At 41.9% G+C, this 14,043-nt stretch carries 11 protein-coding genes; 7 read left to right on the top strand and 4 right to left on the bottom strand.

Annotated elements, in window-relative coordinates; all coding sequences use genetic code 11:
* Window positions 1-98 precede the first annotated feature (98 nt).
* The 7 genes from rpsF (at window position 99) to VMW78_08285 (ending at window position 6,426) form a co-directional block, all read left to right on the top strand.
* Window positions 99-608: a 30S ribosomal protein S6 gene (gene rpsF / locus VMW78_08315; GenBank protein HUV51006.1), complete on the top strand. Its 510-nt coding sequence runs from the start codon at window positions 99-101 to the stop codon at window positions 606-608.
* 1 nt (window position 609) lies between these two features.
* Window positions 610-903, top strand: a complete 294-nt coding sequence (gene rpsR / locus VMW78_08310; GenBank protein HUV51005.1) for a 30S ribosomal protein S18 — start codon at window positions 610-612, stop codon at window positions 901-903.
* Window positions 904-940: 37 nt separating this feature from the next.
* Entirely contained in the window at window positions 941-1,894 is a 954-nt protein-coding gene (locus VMW78_08305; GenBank protein ID HUV51004.1) for a YybS family protein, read from the top strand.
* A gap of 38 nt (window positions 1,895-1,932) precedes the next feature.
* A complete protein-coding gene (gene rplI / locus VMW78_08300) occupies window positions 1,933-2,385 on the top strand; it encodes a 50S ribosomal protein L9 (protein ID HUV51003.1) in 453 nt (150 codons plus the stop codon).
* A gap of 195 nt (window positions 2,386-2,580) precedes the next feature.
* Window positions 2,581-3,966: a replicative DNA helicase gene (dnaB, locus tag VMW78_08295; protein HUV51002.1), complete on the top strand. Its 1,386-nt coding sequence runs from the start codon at window positions 2,581-2,583 to the stop codon at window positions 3,964-3,966.
* Entirely contained in the window at window positions 3,963-5,585 is a 1,623-nt protein-coding gene (gene hflX, locus VMW78_08290) for a GTPase HflX (GenBank protein ID HUV51001.1), read from the top strand. Before dnaB ends, hflX begins: the two co-directional genes overlap by 4 nt.
* A gap of 58 nt (window positions 5,586-5,643) precedes the next feature.
* A complete protein-coding gene (locus tag VMW78_08285; protein ID HUV51000.1) occupies window positions 5,644-6,426 on the top strand; it encodes an inositol monophosphatase family protein in 783 nt (260 codons plus the stop codon).
* A 410-nt stretch (window positions 6,427-6,836) separates the two neighbouring features.
* Here VMW78_08285 and VMW78_08280 read toward each other — a convergent pair whose 3' ends face one another.
* From VMW78_08280 to VMW78_08265, 4 genes are all read right to left on the bottom strand, one after another.
* Window positions 6,837-8,246, bottom strand: coding sequence for an FAD-linked oxidase C-terminal domain-containing protein (locus VMW78_08280; protein HUV50999.1), 1,410 nt, complete (start codon window positions 8,244-8,246; stop codon window positions 6,837-6,839).
* On the bottom strand, window positions 8,216-9,556 hold the full coding sequence (gene dnaA / locus VMW78_08275; GenBank protein ID HUV50998.1) for a chromosomal replication initiator protein DnaA: 1,341 nt from the start codon (window positions 9,554-9,556) through the stop codon (window positions 8,216-8,218). Before dnaA ends, VMW78_08280 begins: the two co-directional genes overlap by 31 nt.
* A 375-nt stretch (window positions 9,557-9,931) precedes the next feature.
* Window positions 9,932-10,204: a hypothetical protein gene (locus VMW78_08270; protein ID HUV50997.1), complete on the bottom strand. Its 273-nt coding sequence runs from the start codon at window positions 10,202-10,204 to the stop codon at window positions 9,932-9,934.
* Window positions 10,205-10,231: 27 nt separating this feature from the next.
* Window positions 10,232-13,906: a pyruvate carboxylase gene (locus VMW78_08265; GenBank protein HUV50996.1), complete on the bottom strand. Its 3,675-nt coding sequence runs from the start codon at window positions 13,904-13,906 to the stop codon at window positions 10,232-10,234.
* Window positions 13,907-14,043: the final 137 nt, after the last annotated feature.

Below are 14,043 nucleotides of genomic sequence, written 5' to 3'. Positions count from 1 at the left end.
ACTCTTAATCAGTAGGTTGTTGGTTCGATTCCAACACGGCCCACCAGAAATCCTTGCTCTGGGATAATGCCGGGGCTTAATATCCAAAAGGGGGTTAAATGAGAAGATACGAAACAATAGTTATTATCGATCCTGATCTTTCTAATGAACAAAGACTGCCTGTTTTTGAAAAAACAAAAGGCTTGATCATCCAGCAGGGGGGTTTTCTTGTAGTCGTTGATGAATGGGGGGATAAGCGACTTGCCTATGAAATCAAAAAAAAGTCGCGCGGATATTATGTTCGTTTAGATTTTTGCGGGACAGGAGCTCTTGTGAGTGAAATCGAGCGATTTTTCCGGATTGATGACAGTGTCCTGAAGTATATGACGGTTTTGCTTGACAAGGATGCCGATGTTGAAAGAATAAAGAAACAGCTGGCTGAGGCTGAGGCAGCCAAGGAGCAGACCGCTCAAGACAAAGCAGCTTCCGATGATAAACCAGCTGCTGCCACGAAGGAGAAATTTAATGATTCTGCGCCGGAAGATAAGCAAGATCAACCCGAAATCAGCGAATCTCAAGTAGTAGAAGGCAAAACAATGCAGATTGAAACTAATGAGGAGGAGAAGTAAAATGGCTGCTGGTTTCAAACCCCAAAGAGGAAATAGCGATGTCAGAAATAAAACTGATGCTAAAAAAAGAGTATATAATCGCCGTAAAATTTGCCGTTTTTGTGCAGACACCAGTCTGACAATAGATTATAAGGACCCCAAATCGCTCAGGTATTTTGTAACAGAGCGCGGCAAGATTATTCCGCGGCGAATATCCGGAACCTGTGCGAAACATCAGCGTGTCCTTATGCATGCAATCAAGCGTGCCCGTACAATCGCTCTTCTGCCTTACGTCGGCACTGTGGGCTATATTTAGAAATATTGCCACAGTCTGTTTCAAGGAGAAAGTGATAGTGCCTCAAACCATTCAAGGGAATGTCTTGATCGATATAGCAAAAGGAATTGCGATTACAACGCTTATCTTTGCAGCATCGATTTATTTGCCGGTAGCAGGTTTATTCTGTTCTTTGCTTATTCCCCTGCCGATTTTTTTTTATCGTTCAAAGCTTGGCAGAACAACCGGCGCCATGGTGCTTGTCGCGTCAACCATTATGATGATTTTCGTGGTCGGCGCCATGTCGATCGACATGTTTTTCTTTATAGAACTGTTACTGCTTGGTTTTGTTCTGGGTGAACTTATTGAAGTTAACCTTTCTATTGAAAAGACTGTTTTATATGCATGCGCTTTGGTATTGTCTGCAGGGGTTCTTGGTTTATTTTTTTACAGCAATATTTCTAATGTCGGGATTATTGCCTTTATATCGGAATATGTGGCAAAGAATCTAAGGTTGACAATTGCTTTGTATGAAAAGATGGGGATGCCTGAGGAAAACATCCGCCTTTTTTCAGAATCACTTGAAAACATACAGTATGTTCTATTGAGAATTATTCCTGCCATGGTAGTGGTTTCAAGCTTTTTTATGGCATGGGCGACTCTGCTTATTGTAAAGCCGATTCTAAAATTCAGAGGTCTTTTTTATCCGGATTTTGGTTTTCTGAATTTATGGAAAGTTCCGGATCCTTTTGTTTGGGGCGCCATATGCTGTGGGTTGATGCTGATTTTACCTGAGAGAGGCATAAAGATGGTTGGCTTAAACGGGCTGATCATTATGATGGCGATATATTTTTTTCAGGGCGTGGCTGTTGTTTCGTTCTTTTTTGAAAAAAAACACTTTTCATCTATATTAAAGTTTTTTTTATACAGCCTTATCGCGATTCAGCAGGTTATAGCGCTTATTATTATAGGAATTGGTTTTTCCGATATCTGGTTGAATTACAGAAAATTGGGAATCAAGCAGGAAGAGTGATTAAATATTTTTTATTAATATATTAGCAGGGGTAGCATATGAAGTTAATTTTAAAGGAAACAATAGAGTCATTAGGAATAATCGGCAGCGAGGTAACAGTGGCGGACGGTTATGCCAGAAACTATCTTTTGCCGCAGAAAAAGGCTGTGTCGGCGACTTCTCAAAACCGTAAGATGATGGAGAAGGAAAAGGCTAAATTTGAATTGCAGATTGCCAAGGAAAAGGGGTTTGCCGAAGAGATGTCCAAACAGCTTGAAAATGTTGTATGTAAGATAACCGCAAAGGTTAGCGAAGATGATCGTCTGTACGGTTCTGTTTCTTCGGGCGATATTATTAATGCCCTTGCGAACCAGAATATTATAGTTGAAAAAAGGATGATATTGCTCAAAGAGCCTATTAAAAATATAGGCACATACAAAATACCTGTCCGTGTTTACAAAGGGGTTAAGCCTGAGATAACGGTTGAAATAACGGCTGAACCGCAAAAGTGAGCGTATTCCCCGTAGTCCCGCTTCAGCGGGACGGGGTTAGCGAGCTAATCCAAAAATAGCAAACTTCCTTACGGTCGAAGATTTCCTGCAGCTTGCCGTGGGGAATCTTCAATAAATTTTATAACAGTTCAGCCGCCAGGCAGGTTAATGTCTTTGTGGCTGAACTATTAAAATCAGTTAATGCAGATTAGGCAAATGGCCGATACACGCTTTCAAAGCGAAAAAAATCCTTCCCTTTATAAAATTCCCCCTCAGAATCTTGAGGCGGAAGAATCGATACTCAGCGCAATCCTGATAGACAACAACGCATTTCTTGATGTTGTTGAGATTCTTTCTCCTGAAGATTTCTACAGGTTGGCTCATGGCAAGATCTTTTCAGCAATGCTTGACCTTTTTTCAAAGAGCGAACCTATTGATCTTGTGACACTTGCCAATATTCTCAAAGAGCAGGATTGTCTGGAAAAAATCGGAGGGGCTACATATCTTGCCAGGCTGGTGGACACTGTTCCGGTTGCTGTAAATGCGCGACATTATGCCAGGATAATCCACGACAAGGCATCGCTGAGGCGTCTTATTGAAAAGACAAATGAGATCGCCAAAAAGTGCTTTGAAGACCGTGGCGATGTTGACGAACTAATAGACTTTGCTGAAAGAGCCATTTTTGAAATATCGGAAAATAAGAATAAACAGGCATTTTATCCGATAGGCAAAATTATCAGCAAAAACATCGACACCCTTGAAGAGCGCGAGGGGAACAAGAGTTTACTGACCGGTATTGCGACAGGTTTTACACGTCTTGACAGCCTGACATCGGGTTTGCAGAAATCGGACCTTATAATTCTTGCCGCGCGTCCAAGCATGGGGAAAACCTCTTTAGCGCTGAATATTGCGAGGAATGCAGCGGTAAATGCCAATGTTCCTGTTGCGATATTTTCACTTGAGATGTCTAAGGAACAGCTTTCGATGCGTTTGCTCTGTTCTGAGGCAAGGATTGATTCGCACCGTATAAAGAGCGGTTTTTTCAGCAGGGATGATTGGAACAGGTTGACAGATGCTGCCGGTGTTCTGTCTGAAGCGCCGATTTATATAGACGATTCACCCGACATTTCAGCTACTTCGATAAGAGCCAAGGCGCGCAGATTAAAGATGGACAAAGGGCTTGGTTTAGTCGTTGTAGATTACCTGCAGCTCATGAGAGGTAGAGCTTCAAATGAGCGCAGGGACCTTGAAATTTCAGAGATATCAAGATCATTAAAGGCGCTGGCAAAGGAGGTTGACGTGCCTGTGCTGGCTCTTTCCCAGCTCAACAGAAAGCTGGAGGAACGAAGCGATAAACGGCCGCAGCTTTCTGATTTAAGGGAGTCAGGGGCACTTGAACAGGATGCGGACGTTGTCGCATTTATTTATAGAGACGAAGTGTATAACAAGGATGAAAATAATCCTAACAAGGGTAAGGCGGAAATAATCCTTTCCAAGCAGAGGAACGGACCTATCGGGTGGGCGTCTCTAACCTTTTTAACCTCTTATACCCGGTTTGAAAATCCAGCGTCAGAAAATGATTGTGATATGATGGATTCATGAAGAAGCTTTTCGGAAGTATCAGCGGATTAAAGGCAAGTCAGATCCGCAGCCTTGAAAATTTTTATCGCCGCCGCATACCAGCTGAATTTGTCGTTACATTTGAGATTGCCCGCGAAATAAGTAAACTTTCCCATGAGATACGCCGCCAGATAGGTCTTCTTGTAAACCGTTCCGGCAAGATAGTATTTGTAATTGTAGGGGATTATCATAGGATAGTAATACCTGATATAAGCGAATATCGGGTTGCTCCGGGCCGTCTTAGAGGGCTCAGATGTATACATACGCACCTGAAAAACGACCCCCTTACAAAAGATGATCTAACAGACCTTGCTCTTTTGAGGCTGGACATAATTGCCGCAATTACGATAACAGCAGATGGCCGGCCCAGTCAGGTTCATGTCGGGCATATACTGCCTAAAGGTCAGGAAGGAAAGCAATGCAGGATATTTGCTCCCCTGAATCCCGGTCAACTCGATATAGGCTGTCTTGAGCTTATCAAGGCCATTGAAATAGAACTTGCTCATGCGGGGCATTTATATAAAGCAGGTTCAGGAAAGGAAAGGGCTCTACTGATAAGTGTTACAACCGCCCCCAGGCGTATAGCCATGGATTCCCTGGCAGAGCTTAAAGATCTGGCTCTGTCCAGCGGTATAGATGTGGCAGGCACCGTGCTTCAACAGCGTAAAAGGGTTGATTCAAGATTTCTTATGGGGCCTGGAAAACTTCAGGATATAACTATTTTAATTCTCAAGAATGGAGCAACACTTATTGTTTTCGATCAGGAATTGAATCCATCCCAGATGCGTTCAATTTCGGATAAAATAGATATTAAGATTATCGACCGGACCCAGTTAATTCTCGACATTTTTGCTCAACGCGCTCAAACAAGGGAAGGAAAACTTCAGGTTGAACTTGCGCAACTAAAGTATCTGCTTCCGCGACTTATCGCAAAAAGCACCGCAATGTCGCGTTTGACCGGCGGAATCGGGGGGCGGGGACCTGGTGAGACAAAGCTTGAGATACACAGGAGGCGTGTGCGTGACAGGATTTCGAGTTTGGGGAAAGATCTCCTTTTTGTAAAGAAGCAACGCAAGCAGCAGAAGGCAAAGAGACAGAAAAAAGGTCTTCCTGTTATTTCAATAATCGGATATACTAATGCCGGTAAATCAACCCTTCTTAACACCCTTACAAAAAGCGATGTGCGTGTTGAAGATCGTCTTTTTGCTACTTTAGACCCTTCGAGCAGGCGTTTGAAGTTTCCGAAAGATATCGAGGTAATCATAACCGACACTGTCGGTTTTATTAAAGACCTTCCAAAAGAGCTTATGGTCGCTTTTCGCGCGACATTCGAAGAGCTTGAAACAGCGGATGTTCTTCTCCATGTCATAGATATCAGCAATCCGCGTTTTAAAGATCATATTGAATCTGTTGAAAAAATTCTATGCGAGCTTAATCTGAACAATATTCCCTTAATTCGTGTTCTAAACAAACAGGATGCTGTTGACAGAGAAATGATAGACAGGTATGTCAGGCAGCTTGACGGGATAGCTGTTTCAGCTAATAACGAGTTAACCCTGCCTCCTCTTCTTGAAAAGATGCAGGCTTTAATCAGTGCTTAATTTTTACGAATTCATCAAGGTTGACTTACTGCTATAAATATATATTATATGAATTCATATGGATTTGGAACTTATTAAGAGCATTGGTATTGCCGCCGCTTATAAGGCGGGCAGGGTGGTTAGGTCTCACCTTGGGAGGCTATCTGTAATAAACAAAAAAGGCTCTATTGATCTTGTTACAAAGGCCGATACAGAGTCGGAAAAGGTAATAATTGAGACTATCCTGGCCAAGTTTCCAGATCATACCATACTGGCTGAGGAAGGCGGCCTGAATGATGGTGAGGCTGATTATAAGTGGATCGTCGATCCCCTTGACGGCACGACTAACTTTGCTCATCAATTAGGCTTTTTTTCTATTTCCATAGCTTTTGCCTTAAGGCAGGATATCGTTTTCGGTATTGTATTTAATCCATTAACCGAAGAGCTTTTTGTTGCTACCACACAGGAAGGGGCTACACTAAATGGCAGGCCGATAAGAGTATCAAGCATGGCAGCAGTTTCAGAAAGCTTGCTGGTAACCGGTTTCCCATATGATTTTAAGAAAATACTAAATCCGTTGCTGAAGCGCTTTTCTAATTGCCTGCAAGCTTCTCAAGGCGTAAGGAGGCTTGGCTCGGCTGCTCTTGACCTTTGTTATGTTGCGTGCGGACGATTTGATGGCTTTTGGGAGCAGAATCTGAAGCCATGGGATACAGCAGCCGGCCAGTTGATTGCTGTTGAGGCAGGAGCTGTTGTTACAGATTTTTCAAACAATCCATTTAAGATTGATAAAAAGGAGATACTGGCAACTAACGGCAAAATACACGGTGAGATGCTTGGGTTGCTTTCAGTTGATATATAACGACAAGAAAAGTAAAACACAGGTGTCGGTTTTAACGACATTGTCAGGGATGAATATATGAAAAAAGAAAGAATTTATTGTAATTCTCATTTAGGATGTTTTGGGGATTTCAATATCGAGGATACGATTTGCAGAAAGTATTGTTCAATAAACTTGCGTTGCGCTGTTGAGAGCGAAAATAATATCCGCATGGAAATACTGGAAGATCTTGCTTCTTCGAATAATATGATTATTAAGATGCAATAAAAATATTACCGTTCACGGAACGTTGAAATTAGAAATTGGAAATTTGGCCTTCATGCTTTTGCACTGTTCTTCCCAATTTCTACTTTCCAATTTCAAGTTTCAAGCCGTAAACGTTTACAAAATAACTTAGCGCTAATTGAGATCACCTCAATTAGGATTGTAGTCTAAGTGTTTAGTGGGAAGATCTTGCCGGGGTTTAATATGCCTTTTGGATCAAAGACATTTTTTATATTTTTCATCAGGGTAAGTTCAACATCTCCAATCTCTTTTTTAATATAAGGCGCCTTGGTTATACCTATTCCATGTTCACCGGAAATGGTTCCTCCAAGTTCAAGTGTATAATCAAAAATAGCCTCAACCGCTGTTTCCGCCTTTTCAAGCTCATCCTTGTTTTGTTTATCCAGCATTATATTAAAATGGATATTTCCATCACCTGCATGCCCGAAACTGACCATACAGAGCCCTGTTTCATCCCTTAACATATTTATCTTTTTTACCATATCAGGTATTTTACTTCTTGGAACTACAATATCCTCGTTGATCTTATCCGGTCCATAACGAAACAGAGCAGGAGAAATCGCCTTGCGCGCTTTCCAGATGTTTGCCGCCTCCTCTTTGGTCCTTGCTTTTTCAACCCTTGTTGCACCACGGTTAATGCAAAGTGTTTTTAATTTATCTGCAACTCTGTTTGTCTCATCCTCATTTCCGTCAACCTCTATTAAAAGCAAAGCTTCTGCTTTGACCGGAAGACCTATTTTAAGGTAGTTTTCCACACATCTTATTGAAGCATTATCCATAAATTCCATGGCGCGTGGAATTATGCGGTTTTTTATGATCTCCGATACTGTTTGGGCTGCTGTTTCTATCTTATCAAAAACAGCGATTATTGTTTTTGATACTTCAGGAAGGGGTAAAAGGCGAACTATTATTCTGGTAATTATTCCGAGTGTGCCTTCAGATCCTATTATCAAGCGGGTCAGGTCATATCCTACTACCCCCTTGGCGGTTTGCACACCGGTATTAATAATTTCTCCGCTTGGGAGGACAATTTCGAGGCCGAGCACATAATCCCTGGTTACGCCGTATTTAATTGCGCGGGGACCTCCGGCGCATTCTGCAACATTTCCACCCATGGTTGAAAATTCGGAGCTTGATGGATCCGGGGGATAGAAAAGAGACTCTTTTTCAACAGCCTTATGCAGGTGGCCGGTCACAACGCCCGGTTCCACATGGGCGATCAGATTTTCCTTGTCGATTTTCAGAATACGGTTCAAACGGGTCATTACGATGATGACGCCCCCTCTAACCGCAAGGGATCCACCGGTCATGCCGGAACCGGAACCGCGTGGGATAACAAAGAAGCCGTGTTTATTGGCGAGCTTTAATATGGCAGATATTTCAGAGCTGTTTTTGGGAAATAAAACAGCATCAGGCATATAGGTTCGGGCGGTTGCATCATATGCATAACAGGCCAGGTCCTCTTTTGCCTTGCTGCAATTGGCCGTGCCGACAATATTCTGAAGTTGTTTAAAAATAGTATTAGTCAAAACTCGCTGGATTCTAATTTCTCGCAAAGAAATTTCACCTGCTTTTTCATAGGTCTGTTTTCTTTTAATCCCTTTTCAACAATACCAATTGAATGGAGAGCTGTGGCATGATATCGATTAAAACTTTTTCCTATAGTCTGAAGGGGTGAATCAGTATACATCCGGGACAGGTATATTGCTATCTGCCTTGGCTGAACAATATTTTGCTTGCGGGAGCTTGAAACAATATCCTTTATTGAAATATTATATTGTTTGCATACAAGTTTTTTAATTATATCTATAGTAATATTAGTTCGTTGACTGGCTATATTTTTTACTATGCTTTCCGCAAGATTCAGGTCAATAGGCGTTCCAAGAAGTGATGACTTTGCAGTGATTCCGATAAGGCCGCTTTCAAGTTGTCTAACATTCTCAGTGAGTTCGCTGGCTAAATAATGGATTATATCTTTGGAAACATAATATCCGTTATTCATTATTTTTTTTTGCAGAATTCTAACCCTTGTCCTGAAACCAGGAGGATCAATATTTGAAATAATACCGGATGACAGGCTTGATCTCAATTTGTCGTTTAGTTTTGGAATTTCAGATGGGAGGTAGCAACTTGAAAAAATTATTTTCTTGTTTGTTTCAAGCAGATTGTCAAGGGTTAATGCCAGCTCAACCTGAGTGCGCTGCTTGCCGCTTAAGTAATGGACATCCTCAATAAGTAATACATCGCAGTTATTTCTGAATTTATTTTTAAACTGGTCGATTGAATCATGCCGAAAAGCATGAATCATCTGATTTGTAAAGTCTTCGGCCGTAATATAATAGACATATTCTGAGGGTTTTTCGGACAGGATATGATGTCCGATAGCCTGGATAAGATGACTTTTTCCCATGCCTGTTTTTGATAAAAGAAACAGGGAGTTTTGGTTTGAATTATTTCTTGAAGCAAGTGAGAGCGATGCTGAATAAGCAAAGTCGCTGTTGCTGCCTACTACAAATTTGTCAAATGTAAAATCTTTTCGTAAAAAATGTCCTCCGCATGCATGTGCGTTAATATTTGGAAGGCACATTTGAGGTTCATGATCTGTTTCCCCCTTCGAAACACCCTTGTTTCCGGAAACTTCAATAATAAATTTACATCCATTGCCTGATACTTTGTGTAGTTCAGACTTAATTAGTGTACTATAATTATCAAGGACCCGTTTTTTTGAAAAAGCATTTGGGCATGTTAGGACAATAGAATCATTATCCGATTTTGAATAAGCAAGGGGTTCAATCCACATCCTGAAACTTTGCCCTTGAATCTGTTTCTTGATTGAATTTTTAACTTTAATCCAGGTTTGTTCCATAGTGTATTACATTAAAATGACGAGGTTTTAAGGTTCCTTAAACAAGGCAAATTGTTCAATAATTATAAAATCAAACGGTTTTTGCAGGATTCTTTCGGGATAGTAAATGGTTTTACAATAAGGTTTCGCTGTATTTAAGCCAGGGGTTGTTCGATGTCAAACCTGATGTAAATGATTTTAGAATTATTTGCAAATAGGTTATTAACAATTTATATCTATCGGATATTTATATATATATTATGGTCAAACCGGCAACTCTTTCTAAATACAACCTTTTTTGAACGAGCAATTTTACTAAGCATTTTATGCATATCCGTAGTTATTAACATAAATCTCAAAACAACGTTTTCTCCTAAAATCTTAAATATCCTTTGATTAGCTCTTATTTTCAAAAAAAATATCCAGGCGAAAATTGATAAACTCGTAGAAAGTTTCATATACAAGGCATAGTGATTTTTTAGAATCAAAGGCATACATGTAGCATATTGAAAGTCTGAAAAATACTACAACGCAATAGACGAGACTTTTTACAATGCCATCAAAATTAATTATTTGCCGGATCGCCACAGCCGCAAGGCGCACTGTATGACGCTGGACCAAACCACCACCGCAACTCCTGATATTCTCCTGCGAAAGTTGCGATAACACAACATCCTTAGCATGTTGCGGTGGGTTTCAGTCGGATAATCTGTTCCCGCAGTTTGAGCAGAATTTGTTCTTTTCCTGTATTGGCTCATTGCAATTCAGGCAACATTTACAGGGGGGAGCAAGCTCCATGAGAAGCTGCCCCTTTATCACAGGGACCATCTTTTTATCCGCCTTGTAATCGGCAAATACCGGAACTTGCTTAACAACACCGATTACAGGAGAATTTATAGAGTATTCGACCTTCATTAGAGAAAGGTTCAATATCTCTTCACCTTCTTGCACGGCATCGCCTGCCTTTTTGTGAACAAGCCATAGATCTGCATCAAATGGGGCGCCGATGTGATATGGATTATTTTCATCAGCCATTTCCATTCCCTTTTTCTCCGCGGCTCTTTTTTTAACCTGTATTTCTTCAACAAAGACTTCGTGATCGAGCTTGTAGCGTATTCTTCTTGTGCCGTTTTTGCTTATCTGGCCTAAACGCACAACCTCTATGTCATGTATTTTCCCATCAGAGGTGCGAAATTCCCGTTCAATGTTCAGTTCAAGACCTTCAAACCAGATATCATCAGGAAGCGCATTGGGATCGCCGTACTTTTCCAGATTTTTGATGAGCGTTAAAGCATCTCCCGGATGATTGAGATAATTAACCAGCTCTTGTTCCGTTGGTTTTCTTTTGATATGTCCGGCCAGTTCCGCCTTTACGTTATCCATATTAACCTGGGGAAGAAAATTAAGAGGGCTTTCTTCGGTTCTGCCATCAACAGCCTCTTTCCATTTATTTCCGAATACCGATTCATAAATCCATTGTTTTGGCCACCCAAGAGGAAGTTTGCCGAATTTTCCTAACAGAAGATTTTTTAAAGCGTCATTTGCATGGATAAACAATATGTTGCGATCTTTTCTGGTTTGCTCATCCAGTTTATCTTCTTCAACAGTGGTTACCTTGTTTAACAGGTTGATAATTCTTTGCACTTCCGTCATTCCGCCCCGTTCATAAGCCTTTACAACCATCATGTATCCATTAGTCCAGGTTATTTGGGAGCCTGGAGTAACATCGTGGTACCTGATAAGTTTTCGATGGAGCTCGAGAACTAAAAGAATGCTGGGCAGCAGAAACGCATATCCCTGTTTTAAGGCGCCTTCCTGGCTGCTTGAAGTGGCCCCGCCTGGAAGTCCGTGCAGCGTAACATCGTGATCAATCCCAAGAAATGTGGGGCTGCAGTAATGATCGTATATCGGCATAATCTGTTTTAGAACAAATGCGGTTTCTCTGATTTTTTCTTTATCAAGCCGGGTCTTTAAGCCAAGCTCTCCTTCAATATATGCCAGCACCGGCATTACCGCTGTCTGGCCGTAGAATCTTACGCTGGGACCGTCGGCAACATCAAGGATTTTTGCTCCTGCCTGAGCGGCAGCGCCTAACGCAGGCACGGCAAGACCGTCTGTTGCATGGCGATGATATTGAATAATTAAATCAGGATATTTATCAAGCATGGCTGAAATCAGACTTTTGATAAATCGCGGCGGGCACACGCCGGCCATATCTTTAAGGCAGAATATGATTTTTTTAGATGCCTCGTCCTTATTGCATTCTAAAATTCGTCCCACCATTGAAAGGATTTCATCCAGCAGCCCAAGGTAGTGGGAGACATCAAAGCCCTGTGCCCAGCTTAAGCTTACGGCCGGCTGAAAAATACGGTTTTCAGCTTTTAAAACAATTTCGGCAAACGGAGCCATGTTTTCAATATGGTTCAGAAAATCAAAACATCGTATTACATGGTAATGCTTTACGATCATTTCGCCTGTGCGCCTCATGATTTCACGACTCTGGGGAGCATAGCCGAGCACATTTGTTGATCGTATGAGGATAAGTTTTTGCGTGTTTGGCGCAAATTCGTTCCAGTTCGCCGCCTCAGCCCACGGGTCTGTCATGCATCCTAACATGGCGACATGGTAATGGGCTCCGCCGCCGTTTTCGATGGATGCATATCCGCACCTGTCAATTAATGGCCCGACAAGACGATCGTCAAAGAGACGAAATCGATTGCCGGTTTCCGACTGGGTTATATCCCTTGGGGTCGTATTGCAGAATTCCACATATTCAGAATTTCGTAAAAAATTCAGAGTGTTGTCCCTATGGTCGTTGGGATTAAAAGGCGGCTGATAGGAATGGTCATTGGTTGCCTTTTTTGCCAAAGTTGAAACATCCACAGACATTGGGCCGACCTTGGAATCGCCGAATTTCCGGTAAGACCCAAGCCCGACATATGGATTAAATCCCCTGGCGGTAGTTTCAGCCATCAAACCGGCAAGTCGGATTTCTTCAGGTATGATTTCCACGTAAGACATCAGCTCAGGCGTATTATCGATGAATTTTGTAACAATTTCGCCTGTCATGAATTTTGGATGTGAGACAACCTTTTTATGAAACGGAATAGTGGTTTTCAAGCCGCCTACAAAGTATTCAGACAAAGCCCGCTTCATGGTTGCCACTGTCTTTTCCCATGTGGCTCCATACGCCATGAGGAGAGCTCCCAGCGAGTCATAGAGCTTGGGGAACTCGTATCCGTAAAAGACGCATGAATCGAGCCTTATCCCTTCGCCGCCTGGAGAAAGATACCTGGTTATTTCACCTGCGTTTGGACGGAAATTGTTTTGGGGATCCTCAAAATTTATTCGGCATTGCATGGCAAATCCCCTGGGGCTCATCTCTTCCTGCTTCAGGCTCAGTTTTTCACCAAAAGATATTCGTATCATTTCTTCAACAAGATCCATCCCGTAAAGTATTTCCGTGATCCCGTGTTCAACCTGAAGCCTGGTGTTTGCCTCAATAAAGTAGTAATTTTGTTTTTCATCCACTAAAAATTCAAATGTTCCAATAGAATCATATCCTGCGGCGGATATAATCTTTAAAGTAGCATTTTTAAGAGTTTTTCTTAATTCACTGGTCATCCCTTTCCAGGGAGAGGGTGTGATTTCCAGTAATTTTTGATTTTTTCTTTGCGTGGAACAGTCCCGCTCATCCAGTACCACTGCATTGCCGAATGAATCGCAGATGGCCTGTATTTCCATGTGCCTGACCGATGGAAGAAATTTTTCAATATATAAATTCGGGTTGCCGAAACTCGCCTCTGCAATGGTTGAGGCTTTTTGGAAATGCGTTTCAAGCTCTTCAGGAGATTCAATAATTACAATTCCTCTTCCGCCGCCGCCGCCTTCACTTTTTATCATTACCGGATAGCCGATTTCCCGTGCGATCTGTTTTGCTTCTTCAAGGGTTACCGAGCTGTCGGAACCTGGAATGACCGGCACGGAAACAGAGTTTGCGATCTTTCTGGCCGTGACCTTGTTGCCGAGTTTTTTCATTGGAGCTTCTGAAGGGCCGATGAAGATGATTTTGTTTTCCTTGCAAAGGGATGGGAACCGGTTGTTTTCCGCGGCAAAACCCCATCCAGGGTGAAGTGCTTTAACATCATGCTGCAGTGCAAGGCGAACGATCTCCTCTAAATCTAAATATCCTTTTTCCGTCCGTATAGTGTAAGCCTTGTCTGCCTTGGATACGTGAGGAGCGGTTTTATCCTCCTCTGTGGCAAACGCTACATATATGCCTCCCATTTCTCTTATGGTACGTCCTATACGAAGAGCCGGAACTCCCCGGTTGGCTACCCCTATCCTTAGTTTTTCAATCGGTGAACTCATTGAAATTTCTCCTTGTTACTTCTTGTATCAGCAGGATTGCGGAACTTCTCAATTAAACATCAATGTTATTAACTCAGGCGATTTTATTGTTAAATTAAACATAACACTTTTTCATAAAAAATCTATATTAAAGATAA

The organism is Anaerolineae bacterium (genome assembly GCA_035529315.1).
Classification (GTDB): domain Bacteria; phylum Desulfobacterota; class Desulfobacteria; order Desulfobacterales; family ETH-SRB1; genus Desulfaltia.
This window is presented reverse-complemented; position numbering and strand designations above follow the sequence as displayed.